The 20417-nt window shown below is 36.2% G+C and carries 16 protein-coding genes; 11 read left to right on the forward strand and 5 right to left on the reverse strand.

Going from position 1 to position 20417, the window contains the following annotated elements:
• Nucleotide 1: 1 nt before the first annotated feature.
• The 11 genes from CCS77_RS00925 (at nt 2) to aqpZ (ending at nt 13637) form a co-directional block, all read left to right on the forward strand.
• Nucleotides 2–391 carry a hypothetical protein gene (locus tag CCS77_RS00925; RefSeq protein WP_012001091.1) on the forward strand — a complete coding sequence of 130 codons (390 nt, stop codon included), beginning with the start codon at nt 2–4 and terminating at the stop codon, nt 389–391.
• Nucleotides 391–2109 carry a type VI secretion system baseplate subunit TssF gene (tssF, locus tag CCS77_RS00930; RefSeq protein WP_107916298.1) on the forward strand — a complete coding sequence of 573 codons (1719 nt, stop codon included), beginning with the start codon at nt 391–393 and terminating at the stop codon, nt 2107–2109. The genes CCS77_RS00925 and tssF overlap by 1 nt, the downstream gene beginning before the upstream one ends.
• Nucleotides 2106–3002: a type VI secretion system baseplate subunit TssG gene (locus CCS77_RS00935; RefSeq protein WP_107916299.1), complete on the forward strand. Its 897-nt coding sequence runs from the start codon at nt 2106–2108 to the stop codon at nt 3000–3002. Before tssF ends, CCS77_RS00935 begins: the two co-directional genes overlap by 4 nt.
• Nucleotides 3003–3079: 77 nt before the next feature.
• Nucleotides 3080–6568: a type VI secretion system membrane subunit TssM gene (tssM, locus tag CCS77_RS00940; RefSeq protein ID WP_107916300.1), complete on the forward strand. Its 3489-nt coding sequence runs from the start codon at nt 3080–3082 to the stop codon at nt 6566–6568.
• 9 nt (nt 6569–6577) lie between these two features.
• Nucleotides 6578–7495, forward strand: a complete 918-nt coding sequence (locus CCS77_RS00945; protein WP_103569546.1) for a hypothetical protein — start codon at nt 6578–6580, stop codon at nt 7493–7495.
• 64 nt (nt 7496–7559) lie between these two features.
• Nucleotides 7560–8081 carry an Hcp family type VI secretion system effector gene (locus CCS77_RS00950; RefSeq protein WP_012001093.1) on the forward strand — a complete coding sequence of 174 codons (522 nt, stop codon included), beginning with the start codon at nt 7560–7562 and terminating at the stop codon, nt 8079–8081.
• Nucleotides 8082–8259: 178 nt separating this feature from the next.
• Nucleotides 8260–8745: a hypothetical protein gene (locus tag CCS77_RS00955; protein WP_103639787.1), complete on the forward strand. Its 486-nt coding sequence runs from the start codon at nt 8260–8262 to the stop codon at nt 8743–8745.
• Nucleotides 8742–9302, forward strand: a complete 561-nt coding sequence (locus CCS77_RS00960) for a hypothetical protein (RefSeq protein WP_234399070.1) — start codon at nt 8742–8744, stop codon at nt 9300–9302. Before CCS77_RS00955 ends, CCS77_RS00960 begins: the two co-directional genes overlap by 4 nt.
• Nucleotides 9299–9844 carry a hypothetical protein gene (locus tag CCS77_RS00965; protein WP_234399068.1) on the forward strand — a complete coding sequence of 182 codons (546 nt, stop codon included), beginning with the start codon at nt 9299–9301 and terminating at the stop codon, nt 9842–9844. Before CCS77_RS00960 ends, CCS77_RS00965 begins: the two co-directional genes overlap by 4 nt.
• A gap of 50 nt (nt 9845–9894) precedes the next feature.
• Nucleotides 9895–12687: a type VI secretion system Vgr family protein gene (locus CCS77_RS00970; RefSeq protein ID WP_201741718.1), complete on the forward strand. Its 2793-nt coding sequence runs from the start codon at nt 9895–9897 to the stop codon at nt 12685–12687.
• 242 nt (nt 12688–12929) lie between these two features.
• The gene (gene aqpZ, locus CCS77_RS00975; RefSeq protein ID WP_107916301.1) at nt 12930–13637 is read left to right on the forward strand and encodes an aquaporin Z; all 708 of its coding nucleotides are present in this window, start codon (nt 12930–12932) and stop codon (nt 13635–13637) included.
• A 108-nt stretch (nt 13638–13745) separates the two neighbouring features.
• Here aqpZ and CCS77_RS00980 read toward each other — a convergent pair whose 3' ends face one another.
• The 5 genes from CCS77_RS00980 to CCS77_RS01000 all read right to left on the reverse strand — a co-directional run bounded on the left by CCS77_RS00980 (nt 13746) and on the right by CCS77_RS01000 (nt 20394).
• On the reverse strand, nt 13746–13973 hold the full coding sequence (locus CCS77_RS00980) for an ATP-binding protein (protein WP_103586565.1): 228 nt from the start codon (nt 13971–13973) through the stop codon (nt 13746–13748).
• A gap of 21 nt (nt 13974–13994) precedes the next feature.
• Nucleotides 13995–15377 carry an efflux transporter outer membrane subunit gene (locus CCS77_RS00985; protein ID WP_107916302.1) on the reverse strand — a complete coding sequence of 461 codons (1383 nt, stop codon included), beginning with the start codon at nt 15375–15377 and terminating at the stop codon, nt 13995–13997.
• Complete coding sequence (locus tag CCS77_RS00990; protein WP_107916303.1) at nt 15367–18492, reverse strand: efflux RND transporter permease subunit; 3126 nt, start codon at nt 18490–18492, stop codon at nt 15367–15369. The genes CCS77_RS00985 and CCS77_RS00990 overlap by 11 nt, the downstream gene beginning before the upstream one ends.
• A gap of 10 nt (nt 18493–18502) precedes the next feature.
• Nucleotides 18503–19660: an efflux RND transporter periplasmic adaptor subunit gene (locus CCS77_RS00995; RefSeq protein ID WP_107916304.1), complete on the reverse strand. Its 1158-nt coding sequence runs from the start codon at nt 19658–19660 to the stop codon at nt 18503–18505.
• A gap of 107 nt (nt 19661–19767) precedes the next feature.
• The gene (locus CCS77_RS01000; RefSeq protein ID WP_107916305.1) at nt 19768–20394 is read right to left on the reverse strand and encodes a TetR/AcrR family transcriptional regulator; all 627 of its coding nucleotides are present in this window, start codon (nt 20392–20394) and stop codon (nt 19768–19770) included.
• Nucleotides 20395–20417: the final 23 nt, after the last annotated feature.

Below are 20417 nucleotides of genomic sequence, written 5' to 3' on the forward strand. Positions count from 1 at the left end.
CATGTCGCTGATAGATAAAATTTTATATGAATTTAGTGATGAGTCAAAATTTCGTCCATATTTTAAAGATCTAGACAGCGACATCAAAGATCATATTGATACTATCTTAAACTCAAGACTTGGAAACTACGGCCGTTTAAATGATAGTATCATCGATCTTTGGTCGGTTGGGGTCGAGATAAACGAGCTTGGCCATAGACTTGGTATGGCGATATATGAGCTAATCACCTCAAACGAAAATAGAATAGAGATAACTTCTATCGGCTATGATGACTCGCTAAAGCCTTGGCGCATCATCTTTAACATAAACTATAAGCATAAAAACGACAATTTCAAAGAGTATTTGCTAAAGGTTATTTTTAAAAACAATAGATATTGTGAGATTTTATAATGGATTATAATGAAAATAATTTAGCTTATTTTCAAAAAGAGATGGCGTATCTTGATGAAACAAGAGCACTTTTTATAAAGAATTTCCCAAAAGTCGCGCCATTTTTAGATACTAAGAGCAAAGATCCTGATGTTGAGAGTATCATAGAAAATATGGCTATTTTGACATCAAGGATTAGACAAGAGCTAGATGAAAATATACCTTTAATAGCTGAGTCTTTGATAAATATCTTAATGCCAAGCTATACAAATCCTTTTCCCTCAGTTTGCATGCAAGAATTTGCTCTAAGAGATGACTTTTCAGAAAAAAAGGAATTTATACCAAAGGGCAGTATCATAGAGTCAAAGCCAATAAACGGCGTGGCTTGTAAATTCCAGACGATATATGACGTAAATTTGCTTCCTTTAAAGATATCAAAAGCTTTCATGTCAAACAACAAAAGCGACTATCTTTTAAATTTAAACATATCTATCACCAAGGATGAACTTAGTACCAAAGAGCTTGATACCAGCTTTTTAAATTTATACCTTGGTGATAACATATACTTCTCTTCAACTCTTTTGATGTGGCTAAAAAACTACTTGAAATTTATAGTCATAAGCTTTGAAGATAGCGATGAGGAGATAAAACTTGGAGCTGATAAGCTTAGCTTGGATGAATTTGATGAAGCTTTGATAAAGAGCGATGAGTTTGGTTTTGAGGCATTTGAGCTTATAAAAGAGCTTTCATATTTTTCATCTAAACTAAATTTTATCCGTATAAATGGACTTGGTTTTTTAAAAAGATTTGACGCAAAAAGCTTTAACATCAAATTTGTCTTTTCAAAAGATATGCCAAATGGCTATGTGCCAAGGCTAGAGTATTTCTCTCTTTTTGCCACGCCAGCGATAAATTTGTTTGCAAAAGGCGCTGAGCCTATACAAAATAACAACAAACGCAGCGAGTATAGAATTTTCATCGACCGCTCAAACATAAACGCTTACGAGATAGTCTCTATCACAAAGGTTGTCGCTCACAGTAGCAATAATGAAAAAAGGATACTTAAAAACTACAAAAGCTTTGAGAGATTTGAGTTTTTAAATAGCCAAAGATCAAAGGATTATTACTTTGTAAGCAATAAAATAGATATGAAGCTAAACTCTTACAAAGAAATTTCATTTTTTAAAAATGACGCTAAAGAGCAGACCGTGAGCATCGAGGCGCTTTGCTGTAACGGCGACCTGCCAACCAATCTAAAACTAGGCGAGATAAATAAAATCCAAAATCACCAAGGCGTAGTAACCAAAAATTTAACCATCCCAACTAGCGTAAAACGTGTAAATGTAGATGGAAATTTACTCTGGAGGCTAGTTAGTATCTTGTCATTTAGCTATCAAAGCATACTAAACAAGGGCTCTTTTCTAGCACTGCTTAATGCCTTTATGCTACCTGATGATGAGTTTTTGAAGAAATTTTCTAGCTCACTTCATGAGATAAAGACAAAACAGATCCACAGGGTCGATGGCGGCTTTGCAAAAAGAGGAGTGCTTTGTATATTTTATATAGATGAAAGCGAGTTTGAAAGCCTTGGAAATGTCTATGTTTTAGGTATAAATTTGGCTAAGTTTTTATCAAAATTTGCTTCTATTAACTCATTTTGCGAGCTTAAGATAAAGTGCGTAAAGAGTAAAATTTTATTTGATTATGGGTTTTTAAGCGGCACGAAAGAGCCAGTATGAGCGAAGAGATAAGCCAAGCTTCTTTTTTTAAACTGATAAAGAATATCCTAAAAAATAGGGATAGGAGCGAGATATTTTTAAAAAATAGCTCGAGTTTTGCCTACCCGATCAAAGAGCTCGAGAGCTTAGATGAGCAGGAGCTTACAAAGATAATTGTAAATTTTATGGGTCTTTTAGGAAGCGGCTCGCACCTAACAAGCTACATTTTAGAGAAAATTTCAAAGACTAATGACAATAGCTATGAGTTATTTTTTGATTTTTTTGACAACTACTTGCTTTGGCTATTTTTTGACAGCATTAGTCTAAAAAACTACGCAAGATCTTTTGAAGATGAGCTAGATGATAAAATTTCAAAGATCTTACTTGATATGCTCAATATAAAAGAAAAGCAGCTAGCAAAGAAATTTCTACCATTTTCGCCACTTGCAGTTAGCCAAAGAAGGCCAAAAAAAGAGGTTGAATTTGCGCTTCAGAGCCACTTTGGGCTAAAAGATAAGCTTTTTATACTTGAAAATTTACCAAATCAAATTTTCATAGCACCGTCAAATTTAAACTCTTTAGGCCATAAAAATAGGACACTTGGTAAAAATTTCATCCTTGGTAAAAAGCTTTTTGAAAAACAAACCAAGATCGCAGTCTTTATAAACGGCATAGAGTACGAAGAGGCTGTGAATTTCTTCCCCAAAAAAGATAAATTTAAAGAGCTTCAAGAGACTCTTTCTTATTTTACTAATGATGAATTTGTGTCTGATTTATATTTGAAGATAAATTACTCTCACAAGATGCAGTTTAAGCTTGGGTCAAAATATACAAGTAGTCAAATTGGCTTTGGTCCAAGGCTTAAAAATGATAAAAAAATGTCAAATTTTATAAAATTTAGACTTTGTTCATAAAATTTAACTCCAAAATCAAAAAAATTTGATATAATTACATAAAAGAAATATATTTATTTGTAAAAGGATTTGCAGCTATGGCATTTATCGACTACTTACGCAGATTTTTCACATTTTTTAGGTTTAAACACAGTGTTGTTTTAGTAACCTCTATCGCTCTTAGTGTTTTGTTTTGGCTCTATGCCCCGCTTGTAGCATTTAACGATATATATAGCTTCGCTAGTGTAAGCTCACGAGTTAGCGTGCTAGTTGCTTTTTGGGCAGTTATATTGTTTTTTGTCTTGCTTAGACCGCTGATGAACTATTTTGCATCACGCAAAGATGAGAAAAATGACAAACTAAAAGAGATAAAAAAAGAGTCAATGGATAGTTTTGGCAAGGCAAAGAGAAATTTCTTACTTTCGCTAAAAGACGCCAAAACGACTTGGAAAAAAGATATAAATTTCAAAAAATTGCCATTAATAATGATAATAGGCAACGAGGGTGCTGGCAAAAGTGCTTTTATAAACTATTCAAATATCGAATTTCCTCTATCTGATAGCCTAGATACTTATAAAAAGATACACCAAAGTACGACAAATTTTAACCTTTATGTATCAAAATTTGGAGCACTTTTGGATACTGAGGGCATTCACTTTGCACAAGAGAGCCTCTATCAGCCAACTGCAACAGAGGAGCTTCCTGAAGATGATGTAGAGAAAAATAGAGACTATCTACTTAAAAAAGGCGTTTGGAACGAGTTTTTACACTTTTTAAAGAGAAATGACTTTAACTCAAGACTAAGCGGCGCCGTGCTTATCATCGATACTAAAAAATTCCTAGAAGGCACTCAAGAGTATTTTGACGAGCTTATAAGATATATGGTAAAGAGGATAAATGACTGTGAGAAGCACCTTGGCATTAAATTTCCTATTTACGTAGTCTTTAGCAAGCTTGATCTTATAGATGGTATGGGCGATTATTTTAAATTATTTAATGAAGACGTGGCAAATAAAGCTCTTGGTATAAATTTAGACTCAAATTTCACCGCCCAAACACTTGAGACAGAGCTTAAGGGCTTAAGCGACTCACTATTTAAACACCTAATGAGCAAAAACTCGATCTCGCACATGCTAGAAGATAAAAAACGCTCATATTTGTTCTTAAAACAGCTTGAAAATTTCTTCGTGCTGGTAAAAGACTTTGTTACAAAGCTAAGCTCTCAAAATGCTCTTAAAAACACATCTGTTATAAATGGAGTTTATTTTGTAAGTGCATATCAAGAAAACATCCCTATAAACTACCTTACAAATACAATTTGTGATAAATACAGCATCAAAAAACCACTTCTTAGAGCGGTAAATAATTACAGCAAACAAAGCTACTTTGTAAAATCATTTTTAAAAGAGATCGCTTTTAAAGCAAATGTAACTAAATTTGGCGCACAAAATAGATTTATTAAATTTATAAATTTCGCCCTAGTGGCTGCACTTTGTGTGGGAGTTTATTTTGGCTCTAGTTATATTTTAAATATCAAAAATACAAAAGAGCAAATTGCGGCTAACAACGTAGATAAAATTTCTAACTATCTTGATAGCAAAAAGTATAAAGATCTTACCGCTACACAAAAGATCGAGCTTTTAAATCTGCTAAAACAAAGTCTAAACGACTATCCAAGGATCTTTAGCGGTGATACTAAATTTGAGTACATCACTCTTGATACCTCTTATAAAGGTTTTGCGCCTGTTAAAGCGCTTTATTACGATCTTAGTGCTGACTTTTTCAAAAATACAGTTTTAACTGAGATGGAAAATATCCTAAAAACAGAGAGTGACCCAGATAAGCTTATAAAAGCTTTTTATATGTATGATTCGCTTTTTGATAAAAACTATACAAATGTAGATCTATTTAAAATTTGGATAGCTGCAAACTGGGATAAATTTGAAAAATATGGTGTTGCTAAAAATGAGTTTTTAGCGCACATCGAAGCCATTTTAAATGCTAAAAATTTAAGCATTTCAGCAGATCAGAGTGCTCAAAGTGCTGCAAATACTAAACTAACACCTGTTCAAAGAGCAAAAAGGCTCTACTCGATACTTGAGTTTATCTCATTTAAAGATGAAAAATCATTCTACGACATCAAAAAAGAGGTTGAAAATTTAAACCAAGTAGTTCAAGAAAAAGAGGCATTTAATCCATTTAATAAAATTTATACAAAGGAAAATTTAAGAGATTTCTTGGCAAAACTTAGCTCAAACATCGATGAGACTGCAGGCATCGAGTCATGGCTGATGGATACCAACTCATCTTTAAAAGATATCAGCTCAAATGAGAAAAAAGAGCTAAGCATCGCAGTTGTAGAGCTTTACTTGCAAAACTATGCTGATAAATGGAACCAAATTTTAAGAGCGATCGAGCCAAATGAATTTGCTACTAAAAAAGAGGTCATAGATGAGCTTGAAATTTTGTCAAAAAGAGAAAACCCACTAAATTCTCTTATAAAACTAACCAATCAAAATACAAATTTAAATGATGAAAATTTACTAAAATACATCTACTCTCTAGGCTTTGCTTCAAGCGAGATAAAACGTGTATTTACAGACTTTAGCACTAAATTTACAAACTATCATGCGCTAAATTCTGACGGGTCGCTAGATCTTATCAGCAATGACGTCACAAATGTATATAAAAAAGTTAGCGACTATAACTTTGAGATGCTTCAAAGCAGTGACGATAAGATCGTTTATGCGATAAATGGCATAAAAAATGAAAACGATCCATTTATCGTGCTAAACAATGACGCTAAAAAGCTTCCAGATGAGCTAAATGAGTACTATCAAAAGCTATCAAAACTTGCTTGGAAACAGGTAGAAAACGGAGCTTCATCGCTTTTAGCAACAGCTTATAAAGATGATGTTCTTGATGACTTTGAAAGTCTTATAAAGCCTTATTATCCATTTAATGAAAACTCAGCAAAGGCTGTTAGCATCGAAGAATTTAAGAGATTTTTTGGCAAAGATGGAACTTGGAATAGCTTTTATGATAAATATCTAAAACAAATTTTAAGCAAAACAGGCAGTGGTTATAAGGTAAGACCAAAATATGCAAAAGAGCTAAGATTTAATAAAAGTTTCCTTGAAAATATCGCTTATATAGATAGAATTTCAAATTTGATGCTTGATTCAAATGACGAGCTAAAACTAAACTATAACTTAAAAGCGGTTGATTTATCGGCAAATTTCAGCCACATAAATATAGGCTACGCAAATAACTCTTTGGCGTATGATCACACGATCCCATCAAATTTACTTGTCTCAAGTAAAAGCTTTGATATCTCAACACAGTTTAAATTTAATGCAGTTTCAAATGCGGGTAGCGACAAAAAAGAGATCAGCTTTGATGGCGAGTGGGGCTGGTACAAGCTCTTAAAGGCTTCAAATTTCAGTAGCATTGGCGTTAGTACGCTTAACTTTGATGGTAAAAAAGAGTCATATTTTGGCTTTGAAGTTACTCCAAATGGTGGAGAGCTTTTAGAGCTTATGAATATCATACCAACTATTGATTTACCAAGAAAGATGCTTTATTAAGGAAAAAATATGCAAGAAATAGCAGCGGTTATACAAAATTTTGATAAAGCTTCAAGCTTTTTGGCGCAGTATGTCATTTTTGATGAAAACGGCGGAGACATAGGCTCGCTAGATACGGTTAAATTTCCGTGCAGCGATACAAGTGGCTCCATAGCTTCAAAACACGCTCATATAGGTTTTGAAGAGGGAGTTTTTACTATTTGTGGCTATGAAGGATGCGAGATATTTTATAGCGATTCTTATTCGAAGTTGCCTGATGATTATGAAAGCGTGATAAATCCAGGAGATATTTTTAGGATAGGAGAGCTTAAATTTATATTTATAGATCCTTCTAGGATAGACGAATATGTCGGCAAAGCTCACAAGATCATAGAAAATACCAAAAACTTTGATGAGCTTGATAATAAAGAATTTGAGCCAGTTGGGAAAATATCAAATGTTGATTTTAAAGAAGAGCCAAAGATAAATTCTCTCATAGATGAAGAAAAAGATATCACTTTAAACGAAAATGTTAATGATGTGCCTTTAAATTTAAATGAGAGCGCTCAAAATTTTGATGAAGAAGATATAAATAGTCAAAGGATGCTAACAGCAAAGAGCATGGATGAGCTTTTGATGAATTTAGTTGAGAGCATAAAAGTGCAGCCAAACATGAGCCCTATAAGTGAGCAAAGCAGGACGTTAAATACAAAAGATATGGAAACTATTATAAAAACGCTGCCTCTAAGCGACAACACGACGCTTGTTAATGCTGTTTTGCTTAAACTAATATGCAAGGAGCTATATAGCCAAATGTATGATATAGTCGAGAATAATTCATTTTTCAAATATCTCTCTGGTGCTGTAACAAAAAGCACCAGAGAAGATAAAGAGGCGTTTAATTATTTATTACATAAAGCACTTGAAAGCTATATGTTAAAAAAGTAATGTTTTTAATAAAATAGAAAGTTAATAAAAGTTAAAATAACCAAATTTTTTAATAGGAGTAAATATGTCACAACCAGTGTATATTAAGGTGAAAGGTTCTACTCAAGGACTTATCTCAAGTGGTGCTTCAACAGAAGCTAGTATCGGTAATCGCTATCAGTCAGGTCACGAAGATGAGATCATGGCACAAGAGGTTTCTCACATTGTAACTGTTCCAGTAGATCCACAAAGTGGCCAACCATCAGGACAAAGAGTACATAAGCCATTTAGCTTTACAACATCTTTAAACAAAGCTGTTCCACTTCTTTACAACGCATTAACTCAAGGCGAGAGACTTCCAGAGGTTGAGATCCACTGGTATAGAACATCAACTAGCGGTGGCGCTGAGCACTTCTTTACTACAAAACTAGAAGATGCAACTATAACAGATATCACTCTAGTAAGTCCAAATGCTCAAGACAAGCTAAATAGCGACAAAACTGAGCTTTTTAAAGTTTCAATGAACTATAGAAAGATAGTTTGGGAGCACGTAGCTGCAGGTACAAGCGGAAGCGATGACTGGAGAGAAGCTACTAAAAAAGCTTAAAAAATAACCTAGGGATCCTCCCTAGGGATATCAATCTTCTCGTTGGAAGGACACAAATGAGCCCTTTTTATCATTATCTTTTAAAACACCATGATATGTGAAATGCGATATGAAACACCTAGCTATGATCATATTTCTCATAACATCTTTATATTCACACGAAGCAAATTGTTTAAATATGTTTGCTGTGGTATTTGACAAAAATACAACCGATGAAAATACTGCTAAAGATATAGAATATTACATAGATAAGATTGGTTGTGATGCTAACATTACTTTAGAAAATGATAAATTGCATTATGAACCAAATCTACTTGACAGTACTTATGCAATGAATAAGCCTAAAACACTTGATTTACTTTTACAAAAAGGTACCTTCCCTAGTAAGTGGCTAACAAGAGACATCGCAACAGAATTCCTAGTCTTTTTTAGAGAAAATAGCGATGGCATAAAAGATAAAAAAGCAAGCCCTGAGCTACTAGAATTTATAAAAACTCAAAAATATAAAGAATTTAAAGAAGAAAAATTTAAATTAATCAAAAAACTCTTAGACCATGGGCAAAACCCTTATCATTATGGCTATTTGAGGGTTATATTAAAGATAATAGGAGATGAAAAAGATTTAGATAGGTTGCTAGAGCAATATAAAAAGGATAATAAATGAGTATATTGATTTCATTTATTATACCACTTGCAATATATAATCTACATTATCTAGATTGTGCAAATATGTTTAATATATTAGCCAACAAAAACATAAGTGATGAAAATACAGCAAAATATATGAATGCCTATATAGATAAATTTGGTTGCAATGCAAATATTACCTTAAAGTCTGCAAGACTTAGATATGAACCAAATTTATTAGAAATTGCCTTTATGATGAAGAAATTTAAAACCTTTAATGATCTTTTGGATAAAGGCACAAAACCAAATGGTAGATTGGCTTTTTCTATGGGGTCAGAATTCTTATTCTTTTTTCAAGATAATGAAGTCGGTTTTGAAAGTAAAATTCCTAGTAAAGAGCTGCTTGATTTTATAAAAACCTCAAAATATAAAGAATTTAAAAGAGAGAAATTTAAATTAATTAAAAGGCAATTACAATATGGACAAGATCCAAAAGACTACGAATATTTAAAATATATTTTGACACTCATAAATGACGAAAAAGATTTAGAGAATTTATTAAATAATGGAAATAAAAAGGAATTAGCACAATGAAACAATTAGCAATAATCATATTTCTCATAACATCTTTATATTCACATGAAGCAAATTGTTTAAATATGTTTGCTGTGGTATTTGACAAAAATACAACCGATGAAAATACTGCTAAAGACATAGAATATTACATAGATAAGATTGGTTGTGATGCTAACATGACTATTGAAATTCCAGATCTTTCAATAAGACCAAATTTATTAGAGTATGCTTATGATGCAAATAAAACAAAAACTTTTAATACTCTTTTGGAAAAAGGCACAGCGGCTAATGCTAGTTTAGCAACGTCTATAGGTATGAGCTTTGCATTTTTCTTTAGAGAAAATGGTGTTGGCATAGACAATAAAAAGGCAAGCCCTGAGCTACTTGAATTTATAAAAACTCAAAAATATAAAGAATTTAAAGAAAAAAAATTTAAGCTAATCAAAAAACTTCTAGAACATGGACAAGATCCAAAAGACTATAAAGTTTTAAAGATTATTCTGAAAATTATAAATGATGAAAAAGATTTAGAAAAATTATTGAATGGTGGAAATAAATAATGGATTTCTTTAATATTAATAAAAAAAAATTAGATATAGCAAACGATAATTTGGAAATAAAAAATTATGAAAAACAAGATACATTTACAAAATTTAACGAAGTAATTGACAATACTGGTAAGGTATTTGGCGCTTTGGGTTGCAAAACATGTGAGCTTTCTACTGAAGTAGTAAAGACTGGAATAGATGATCAAAAAGAAAAATTTTATAATGAATACAAAGAAGCAAAAAGAGGCGGAATAGAAGAAAGCGTAAAAACTATGCGTAACCTCACAGACGCTGATATTGAAATGTTTGAAAAAAGATTACAAGAAGAAGAAAACGAAAAAAGATTGAAAGAGCAACAAATGGACAAAAACATAACATCACCAACATCATCACTAACTAAGCCAGTCATGCTAGCATCTGGCAACTCAGTGGCGACAGACGGCTTTGTAGATTATGGCGTATCTAACGATGCCTTTTCTACTCTTCAGATAGCAAACGATAAATTTATAGTCACAAGGGCTGATATAAATGAGAGTTTAGAAGATATATTTAGCATAGAGTGCTTTGCCTATATAAATTTAGTCAAAAACCCGCTTTATGAAAATTTAGAGAGTATATATAATGATAACGCTCAAACTGGCATATATAGATACCTTGATAAAGGCATGAAGCTAAGCATAAAAAGACCATCTTCTACAAACAAGAGTATCATCCCTAGCAATAATGGCAGTGACTATATCTACTTTAGCGGCATAGTAAGCGATGTCGAGTATCTAGGCGTTGATGATGACAGCAGCACAAATATAGACAAAAAATACTTCTTCAAATTTAAACTCACATCTTCGCTATATAGACTAAGTATAAATAGAGCAAATAGAATTTACACAGATCAAAGCGTGCTTGAAGTAGTAAAAGAAATTTTGTCTTTTAACAAGCAAAGGCTAACCAAAGAGCTAGACTTCTCAAATATCAAAAATAGCTACAATAAAAAAGAATTTATAGCGCAGTACAACGAAAGCGACCTAGCCTTTATAACAAGACTTTGCCATGATAGCGGTATATATTTTTATGAAGATAATGAGAAAATTTACTTTCATGATACCTTTATACTAGCTTATAGCAACCAAGCTGAAGGCCTAACGCAAAGCGAACCGAGCAAAGGTAAAGAGGCTAGAAAAGTAAGCTTTAATATAAATTTAAACAACAATCTTGCAAGCGAGCACATAAATAAAATCACAAAGAGCGAAACTCTAAAAGCAAACAGCTTCACCCACTCATTTCAAAACACAGCCTATCCAAACGTGCTAGAGAGCAAAAATGAGAAGATATTTGACGAGCAGGTAAATATCTATGATAAGCATATAAATTTAGATGAGTATTCGTTTAGTGATACGAGGTTGCTTGAGGTCAGCACCTATCTTAAAAAGCTAAGAAGCGATATGCTTTTGAAAGAATTTGTCGCTAGCTCAAATGTCTTTGCTCTAAATTTAAACGATAATATCTCAGTCGCTATAGATCAAAGTAGCGGTGAGTATGAGTTTAAAATAATAGCTATAAAACACACTTATATAGACGAAAGCGTTTTAGAAAATACTCTAAATTTAGGTGACAATGTCCCTTTAAAGGATAAGAAGTTTATAAGCTCATATACAAATGAACTAAGCATCATCCCAAGCAGCGTGAAATTTGTACCAAGCTATAAACAAAAGCCAAAAGCGCCTGACATCACTCTAGGCCTTGTCGTAGGACAAGATGGACTAAACAGCCAAACAAATACCATCCATACGGATAGTTACGGCAGAGTAAAGGTAAGACTAAACGCCTTTAGCACGCAAGAGCAGATAGATAAAGATGACACTATAAACGCAAGCTATCATAAAAGTGCCTATCTAAGAGTGATCACGCCTATAGCAAGCAACAGCTCTGGCTTCTTTGCGATACCTAGGGTCGGCGATGAGGTGATCATCTCATTTTTGCAAAACGACATAGACAACCCAGTGGTAAGCGGTAGCCTCTATAATGCCTCAAACATGCCACTAGTAAATGTAGATAACAACTACCATCAAACATCGCTTAGCTCAAAAACGATCGGTGCAAACGAGACTGGCATAAACGAGATCACTTTGTCAAACTTAAAAAACAAAGAGCAAATTTATGTAAAAGCTGAGAAAGACTACGACGAGCTAGTAAATAACGATTTTTCTCAAACGATACTAAACGACAAAAGCTCTCAAGTGCATGGTAGCTACACCGAAAGGGTCAAAAAAGCGCACATCCAAACGATAGATCTTGCTAAAAACGTAAATGTCGGCGGCGAATATCTAACGACGGTTGGACTTTCAAAAGATACGGTAGTAGGCGTCTCAAATACGTTAAATGTAGCTGTTGATGATACAACTAGAGTCGGTCAAGATAGACATGAGTTTGTCGGCAATGACAAATTTGTCGAGATAAAATCAAACCTCAACACAACCATACACAACGATGAGACTAAAGAGATAAAAGGTACCAAAGAGCAAAACATAGATGGTAGTTACAAGTTAAATTCTCAAAAGGGCATAAATGAGTTTAGTAACGAGCACATCGTGCTTCAGGCAAATAACTACATCGACATAAATGCTAAGTCAAATTTCACAACAAAAACAGCCGCGCAGCACACCGAGATGGCAGACTCAAAGTTTAGCGAGATCGAGACGACATATGAGGTAAATGCTAAAAATGAGATCATCCACCAAGTAGGCAGCACCAAAGTAACCATAAATGGCGCAAGTGTCGTGATAGAAGTTGGCGGCATAAAAGCGATATTTGACAGTATGGGACTAAGAGTCATCGGCGGAGATATCAAGGCGTTATAAAATGCATAAAAACCCGTCAGTAATCGGCGGGTTTTTACAAATTTATTAAAAACGATTTAGCTTTTACATAGAGCTTATATAAAAACTATCAAAATTTTAATAGTATTTATGATTGTTATAAACACTAAAATTTTAACCCAAAACTACAATCAAATTTACATAAAACTTTATCTTTACAATATTTTGTAATGTCACACGTTTTTGCTAAAATCGCCCCTTTTAATTTACCTAAAAGGGAGAAAATGAAGAGATATTTAGCTGAGTTTTTTGGCACATTTTGGTTAGTTTTTGGAGGTTGCGGTAGTGCGATATTTGCAGCAGCTTTTCCAGAGCTTGGTATCGGCTTTGTAGGTGTTGCGTTTGCTTTTGGTCTTACAGTTCTTACGATGGCTTACGCAGTTGGTCACATCAGCGGCGGACACTTCAACCCTGCTGTATCAGTTGGCCTATTAGTTGGCGGAAGATTTGACAAAAAAGATCTAGTGCCTTACGTCATCGCACAAGTTATCGGAGCGATCGCAGCTGCTGCTGTGCTATATCTTATCGCTTCAGGCAAGGCTGGATTTGACGCTACTGCAAGCGGTTTTGCTAGCAACGGATACGGCGAGCACTCACCAAATGGTTACAGTCTAGTCTCAGCACTTGTTGCAGAGATAGTTCTAACTGCATTTTTCATCATTATCATCCTAGGTGCTACTGATGAGCGTGCTCCAAAAGGCTTTGCACCGATCGCTATTGGCCTTGGTTTGACGCTGATCCACCTTATCTCGATACCTATCACAAACACATCAGTTAATCCAGCTCGTTCAACTGGCGTTGCGATATTTCAAGGCACTTGGGCACTAGAGCAGCTTTGGCTTTTCTGGGTTGCGCCTATCGTTGGAGCGATCATCGGAGCTATCATTTATAGGATTTTAGGCTGCACATGCGGCTGCAAAAGCGCAAAATAATTAAATTTATACTTCAAGGGGCGATCTTCGCCCTTTCTACTCTTACAAATTTAAATAAGTAATTTGAGGGATCATCTAAGAAATTTAATTCTTAGATGAAAAGAGGTTTTAGGCTTTTTTGAGCATCGCCCTAATAGGTATGATAAATATCGCTGCAACTAGGTAAAAAACGATACCAAAGACAGCTGCCATCATAAATATCTCGCCGATATCATAAAAACTAGACTCAAGTCTAATCGTATCCACGTAATTTATCGCAAACCATAATGCTACGCCAAGAGCGATAGCAAAAACAAAAAATCCCCAAGAAAATAAGAAATTTAAAATCTTAGTCATCAACTTTTCTCCTTTTTGAGTTTATTTATCTACCTTAAATCCGCCGCCAAGTGCTCTATAAACTTCAACCGCGCTATCTACCTCATCAAGCTTTGCAGAGACATCTTGAAGCTTTGCTTGAAGCAAATTTCTCTCCGCATCGAGAAGCTCTAAGTGGCCGATATAGCCAGCGTTATATTGATCTTTAGCAAGCGAATAAATTTTTTGCTGCGATTGTAGCAAATTTTTTACCTGATCCAAAGAGAGCTTCGCGTTTTGCCTTGATATAAGGGCATCTCTAACCTCGCCAAGTGCCGATCTAACAGTCGCTTCGTAAGTGATAGCTGCGATTTGCTCGTTTGTCTCAGCAACACGGACATTGTTTTTTGTCCTGCCAAAATCAAAAATTTTCTGTGTTAAATTTGCTCCCAAGCTCCAAACGCTTGCGCTGCCCATAAAGATTCTATCAAACTCATCACTTGCAAAGCCAAAAAGACCTGTAAGAGATAGTGTTGGGAAATATTGAGCGCGCGCCACACCCACAAGGGCATTTGTAGCTTTTAGATCTGCTAGCGCCTTTGCCACGTCACTTCTTCTAAGCAAAACATCTGAGCTGATGCCAGCCTTTATCTCAGGCGAGCTTGGTAAATTTTGCGCACTAGCAACAGCTCCTTTTAAAATTTCATCATTGCTTTTGCCAGTTAGGATGGCTAGCGAAGTAAGCGCTTGTGACTTTGAGTTTAGCACTGAAGTTAGGCTAGTTTTTGCCCTTTCTACTTCAGCCTTGCTTTGCAGATAGGTCATCTCATTTATGCCACCAAGATCAAGCTGCGTCTTGCGGAGTGCTAACGTATCTTCGTAGGTCTTTAGTGTCTCTTTTAGCACTGCTTCTTGCATGTTTAGTGACACTAGAGCAAAGTAGCTTTTTGCCACACTTGAGCTAAGGCTAAGCCTTGCACTATCATAGTCAAATTTGCTCGAATTTAAATTTTCATTAGCTGCAAGCACACTATTTCTTACTCTGCCCCAGAGATCTATCTCGTAGTTTAGTCCTAAATTTATGCTCGAACTTCTATAGCGTGTTTGAGGCTGCCTAGTGTAAGTTTCACCACTGGTCTTTGCCTTGGTATAACTTACATTTAAATTTACCCCCGGTAGCAAGTCAGCTTCAGCAACGCCAAGGCTTGCCTTTGCTTTTTGTAAATTTAAATATGCAATGCGTAAATTTGTATTTTTCTCAAGCGCGCTTTCGACTAGAGAATTTAAATTTTCATCATGAAATTCTTTCCACCAAAGATCTCTTATATCGCTTGTCTCGAAAGTATATGTCGAGGTAAAATTTGTATCCACATTTGGCATATCTGGGCGAAACGAGCAACCAGCCAAAAACGCCGCCGTTATAAGTATAAACGCCTTATTTCTCATCTTTTTTTGCTCCCTTTTTCCAGTATTTTTCATTTAAATTTTCAAGCAAATAGTAAAACATTGGCACAAAAAATATCGCTATCGTAGTAGAAGCGATCATGCCGCCAACCACGCCAGTTCCTAGTGAGTGGCGAGATGCAGCGCCAGCGCCTGTGCTTATAACCATTGGGAAAACACCTAGTGTAAATGCGATTGAGGTCATTACGATAGGTCTAAAGCGAAGTTTTGCCGCATTTACAGCTGATTCAAATATGCTCTTTCCGCTCTCGCGCTCTTGCATAGCAAATTCTACGATCAAGATGGCGTTTTTAGCCGCCAGACCGATGAGTAGCAAAAGACCGATCTCAAAGTAGATATCGTTTGTTAGCCCTCTTATCCAAACAGCTAGCAACGAGCCAAATACCGCAAATGGCACGGCTGTGATAACCGCAAGTGGGATGAGCCATCTTTCGTACTGAGCAGCAAGGATCAAAAAGACAAATACCATACCAAAGATAAAGGCGACCGTGCCTGTTCCTTGAGAATTTACCTCTTGATACGCAGTTCCAGCCCAGCTTATGGCGTAGTCGTCGCTACTTAGCGTGTCATTTACGACCTCTTGGATCGCTCTTATCGCATCACCTGATGTGTAGCCAGGTTTTGGATCGCCCATGATCTTAGCCGCTGGAAAGAGGTTAAATCTATCAACGATATCAGGTCCGATCGATCTTGTGAGCGTCGCTACTGAATTTAGTGGCACCATGCCGCCATCTTTTGAGCGGACGAAAATTTTTCTTAGATCCTCTGGGTTGTTTCTAAAGTTATCGCTTGCCCTTGCATATACGCGGTATGATTTACCCGCAAGGTTGAAGTCGTTTATGTAGTAAGAGCCAAAGCTAGCCGCTATCGTGCTAAAAATTTCGCTCTCGCTTACGCCAAATAGCCTTGCCTTTTCTTTATCAACTGTTATCTTAAACTGGCGGTAGTTTGTCTCAAGCGTAGTTCTTACACCAGTTAGTTCAGGCCTTGCGTTTGCAGCTGCAGTTACCTTTCTAGCGTCCGCTTCTATCTCGTTGTAGCTCTTGCCGCTCTTATTTTGTAGATACATCTCAAAGCCGCCAGTCATTGATAGACCCATGATAGGTGGCACATTTACGACAAAGGTCATTGAGTTTTTTGAACCCCAAAGCATGCCATTAAACTGACCTACTAAGGCATCTGCACCGTCCGTTGCGCCTTTTCTTTCGCTCCAGTCTTTTAGCTTGACAAAGCTGATGGCTGAGTTTTCTCTAAGTGAGCTAGCTAGCATATCATAGCCTGCAAATCCCATGGTAAATTCGACATTTGGGTTGCTCAAAATGGCGTTACTAATAGATTTTACCTCTTCTTTGGTCTTTAGCATATTTGTTGAAGGTGGAAGCGAGGTGATAACCAACAAAGCGCCCTTATCTTCTGAAGGCACAAGCCCTTTTGGCACCTTTTGAAAAAGGCCATACGTCGCAAATCCCATTATGCCAATGACTATAAAGCTAATGATGACGTGTTTTAAAATTTTTGCCACGCCTGCTGTAAAGAGCCTAGTGCTAAAGTCAAAGAAGTCATTAAATTTCTGAACTATCCAAAATGGTTTGTTCTCTTGCTTTTTAAGCATAACCGCACAAAGTGCTGGCGTAAGAGTAAGAGCGACAAAGCCTGAGATACAAACAGCAACGACAAGTGTTAGCGCAAACTGCTTTTGTATAACGCCGACAAAGCCCTCCATAAATGAAACTGGCACGAAAACCGCGCAAAGCACGAGCACGATAGAGATAACCGGAGTTTGCACCTCCTCCATCGCCTTAAATGTCGCGTCTTTTACGCTTATCTCTTTATCTTCGTGCAAAATTCTCTCAACGTTTTCTATAACGATGATCGCGTCATCCACGACGATACCGATGGCTAGGATCAGGGCAAAAAGTGTGATCAAATTTATACTAAAGCCCATCACATAAAGCCCGCCAAATGTGCCTATGATAGAGACTGGCACGGCGAGCATTGGTATGATGGTAGCTCTAAAGCTCTTTAAGAAGAAGTACATTACGATAAGAACTAGCACCATCGCTTCTATGAAAGTTTTTATAACTTCGTCTATTGAGACGGTGATAAATTCAGTTGGATTGTAAGCTATCGTGTGCTCTAGGCCAACTGGGTAGGTTTTCTTTAGCTCTTCAAGCTTTGCTTTGACCGCTTCAGCAGTTGCAAGTGCGTTTGCGTCGTTTTGCAAAAATAGCAAAAGTGGCACTGCTGGCTTGCCATTTAGCATAGCTTCAGATGCGTAGCTAGCAGCTCCAAGCTCTACTGTGGCGACCTCTTTTAGTTTAACGACAGTACCGTTTTCACTCTTTATCAAAATTTCGCCAAACTGTTTTGGATCTTTAAAACGTCCTTCAGAAACTACCGAATAAACATAAGGATTTTCGCCCTTTGATGGCTGCTCGCCGATCTTGCCAGCGGCGTATTGTGAGTTTTGAATTTTTACTTGAGAGATGACGTCGCTTGGAGTTAGTTTAAACTGAGCGAGTTTGTCTGGCTTTAGCCAAATTCTCATCGAGTACTCTTTGTTGCCAATTAGCACTGTATCACCGATGCCATTTACCCTTTTGATCGCATCAGCGATGTTTAAATTTACATAGTTATATAGCTCAACTTGGTTCATATTTGGATTTGTAAAGCCAACTACTTGAAGGATCGAGCCACTTCTTTCACGCACCGTTACGCCCATATTTTGCACCTCTTGAGGCAATCTTGAAAGGGCAGCTTGCACGCGGTTATTTACATCGATCGTAGCTTGTTTTGCTGATGATCCGATCTTAAAATATACGCTTATATTCATAGTACCAGCTGAGCTTGATGTACTTTGCATATAGAGCATATTTTCAACACCATTTATCTGATCTTCAATGGCACTTGCGACTGAGTCAGCGATAGTCTGCGCATCAGCACCACTATATGTCGCAGTTACAGAGACAGTAGGCGGAGTAAGACTTGGATACTCCTCTATCGGAAGCCCCTTGATACCCATAAAACCTGCTATAACTATGATGATAGATATAACAGTTGCAAATATCGGGCGGTTTATGAAAAATCTTGAAAACATCTATCTGCCTTTACTTGCTACTTGTAGCGTTTGCGTCTTTGTTTAAGAAATTTGCGCTTAGGTCTTTGTCAGTTTCAACTGGTGCGCCAACTCCGATTTTAAGGAAGTTATTAACTATTATCTTATCGCCCTCTTCAAGACCCTCAGTCACTACGACCATATCTTTTGTTTGATATCCTGTTTTTACATTTTTTTGGCCTACTTTGCCATCTTTTACGACCAAGACATAAGTGTTTGTAGCGCTTTGTTGAAGGGCAACTTGTGGGATGTTAAAGGCATTTTTTTGAACAAAACCGCTCATCTTTATATGACCAAACGCACCTGGTAAAATTTTACCCTCGCTGTTATCAAAGCTAGCCTTTGCTAAAACGCTGCCAGTTGCAGTATTTACGACATTATCTATAAATGTCACTTTGCCAGTGAAATTTTCATTGTTTAAATTTAAGACAGCCTCGCTATTTAGTTGCTGCCAAGCGCCACTATCTAAATTTGCTTTTCTGCTTAGATTATCCACGTCTGCGATGTAAAAGTCAGCCTCGATCGGATTTATCTTAGTTAGCCTTACAAGCTGAGTTTGGCTTGCTACTACAAGTGAGCCAACATCTACTTTATTATCGCCCACTACGCCGTCAAATGGAGCTACTATACTTGTGTAGCCTAGATCTATTTTTGCGCTTTTTAAATTTGCTTTTGCGCTTACTAAATTTGCATTTGCGATATCGTAAGCTGCAACGGCTGCGTCGTAGTCTTTTTGAGAGACTGCATTTTTCTTATAAAGGGCAGAAATTCTTTTAAACTCAGTTTCGGCATTTTTTAAATTTGCATTTGCAACGCCAACGGCTGCATCAAGTGAGTCGTAGCTAGCTTGATATTTCTCTGGATCTATGAGAAATAGCTTCTCTCCAGCCTTGACCTTATCGCCAGGCTTAAAAAACTGCTTTATGATCGTGCCGCCAACCTTTGGATAGATGATGACATCTTGGTTACTTGTAACTGTGGCTGTGTAGTCAAAGCTAATAGGCACATCTGTTTTTTGTGCAACAAATATATCAACATGAGATGTTGGCATCTGGCGGCCTGCAACAGCCTTTTTGTCGCCACTTTCAAAGCAGCCAGAAAGCAAAAAAACGGCAACTGAAAGCACAAGAAAACTCTTAAATTTCAACATAAAAACCTCTCTTAACTTTAAATTTTAATCCCAATTTTAGTTTTGTAATTTTCATTACAAATTATAAAAGTCACTGACTATAACTAAATATAAATTAAAAGTCAATTCTACTTTTCAATGATGCCATTTAAAAATAGCTCAACACACAAAGCAACGTGTTCTTCACGCTCCTTTTTGCTTAGTTTTGGCTCCTCGTTTAACATAAGCGAATCATAGTAGCAAAGCCCGATAACACATTGTTTAAAACACTTCGTGATAAATTTGGCTGGGAATTTTGGATTTAGCTGTGATTTTATCTCATCTCTTTCAAAGAAATTTATAAGCACAAGGTCGATCTTGTTTAAAATTTGATCTAAAAATACCCTGCCAAGCCTACCGCCATTTTTAGGGCCCTCACTCATCATTATCCTGCCAAGTGAGATATTTTTCTTGGTGCAGATGATAGAAAAAATAATGGTTGCAAATTTGGTTAAAAACTCCTCCAAGCTGTGAGAAATTTTAAGATCTATCCTCTCATCGACCTCTTTTATAAGCGCATCTATCTCTTGCTCGATGATCGCTTGAAAAAGCCCCTCTTTGCTCTCAAAAAATGTGTAAATGCTAGCAAGTGAGCCGCCACTTATCGCCACGATATCGCTAAGGCTAGTCTTTTCGTAGCCATTTTTTAAAAATAGCTCAAGCGCTGTTTTTACGATGAGCTCGTATCGTTTTTTGCCTTTTTCTGATATCGCCATTTCACTTCCCGCTAAATTTTCGC

Source organism: Campylobacter concisus (assembly GCF_003048375.1).
GTDB lineage: Bacteria > Campylobacterota > Campylobacteria > Campylobacterales > Campylobacteraceae > Campylobacter_A > Campylobacter_A concisus_T.

Excerpts from the sequence above, each read along its gene's own strand:
- CCS77_RS00925 (WP_012001091.1), top strand. The coding sequence starts at position 2 with ATGTCGCTGATAGATAAAATTTTATATGAATTTAGTGATGAGTCAAAA.
- tssF (WP_107916298.1), top strand. The coding sequence starts at position 391 with ATGGATTATAATGAAAATAATTTAGCTTATTTTCAAAAAGAGATGGCG.
- CCS77_RS00935 (WP_107916299.1), top strand. The coding sequence starts at position 2,106 with ATGAGCGAAGAGATAAGCCAAGCTTCTTTTTTTAAACTGATAAAGAAT.
- tssM (WP_107916300.1), top strand. The coding sequence starts at position 3,080 with ATGGCATTTATCGACTACTTACGCAGATTTTTCACATTTTTTAGGTTT.
- CCS77_RS00945 (WP_103569546.1), top strand. The coding sequence starts at position 6,578 with ATGCAAGAAATAGCAGCGGTTATACAAAATTTTGATAAAGCTTCAAGC.
- CCS77_RS00950 (WP_012001093.1), top strand. The coding sequence starts at position 7,560 with ATGTCACAACCAGTGTATATTAAGGTGAAAGGTTCTACTCAAGGACTT.
- CCS77_RS00955 (WP_103639787.1), top strand. The coding sequence starts at position 8,260 with ATGTTTGCTGTGGTATTTGACAAAAATACAACCGATGAAAATACTGCT.
- CCS77_RS00960 (WP_234399070.1), top strand. The coding sequence starts at position 8,742 with ATGAGTATATTGATTTCATTTATTATACCACTTGCAATATATAATCTA.
- CCS77_RS00965 (WP_234399068.1), top strand. The coding sequence starts at position 9,299 with ATGAAACAATTAGCAATAATCATATTTCTCATAACATCTTTATATTCA.
- aqpZ (WP_107916301.1), top strand. The coding sequence starts at position 12,930 with ATGAAGAGATATTTAGCTGAGTTTTTTGGCACATTTTGGTTAGTTTTT.
- CCS77_RS00980 (WP_103586565.1), bottom strand. The coding sequence starts at position 13,973 with ATGACTAAGATTTTAAATTTCTTATTTTCTTGGGGATTTTTTGTTTTT.
- CCS77_RS00985 (WP_107916302.1), bottom strand. The coding sequence starts at position 15,377 with ATGAGAAATAAGGCGTTTATACTTATAACGGCGGCGTTTTTGGCTGGT.
- CCS77_RS00990 (WP_107916303.1), bottom strand. The coding sequence starts at position 18,492 with ATGTTTTCAAGATTTTTCATAAACCGCCCGATATTTGCAACTGTTATA.
- CCS77_RS00995 (WP_107916304.1), bottom strand. The coding sequence starts at position 19,660 with ATGTTGAAATTTAAGAGTTTTCTTGTGCTTTCAGTTGCCGTTTTTTTG.
- CCS77_RS01000 (WP_107916305.1), bottom strand. The coding sequence starts at position 20,394 with ATGGCGATATCAGAAAAAGGCAAAAAACGATACGAGCTCATCGTAAAA.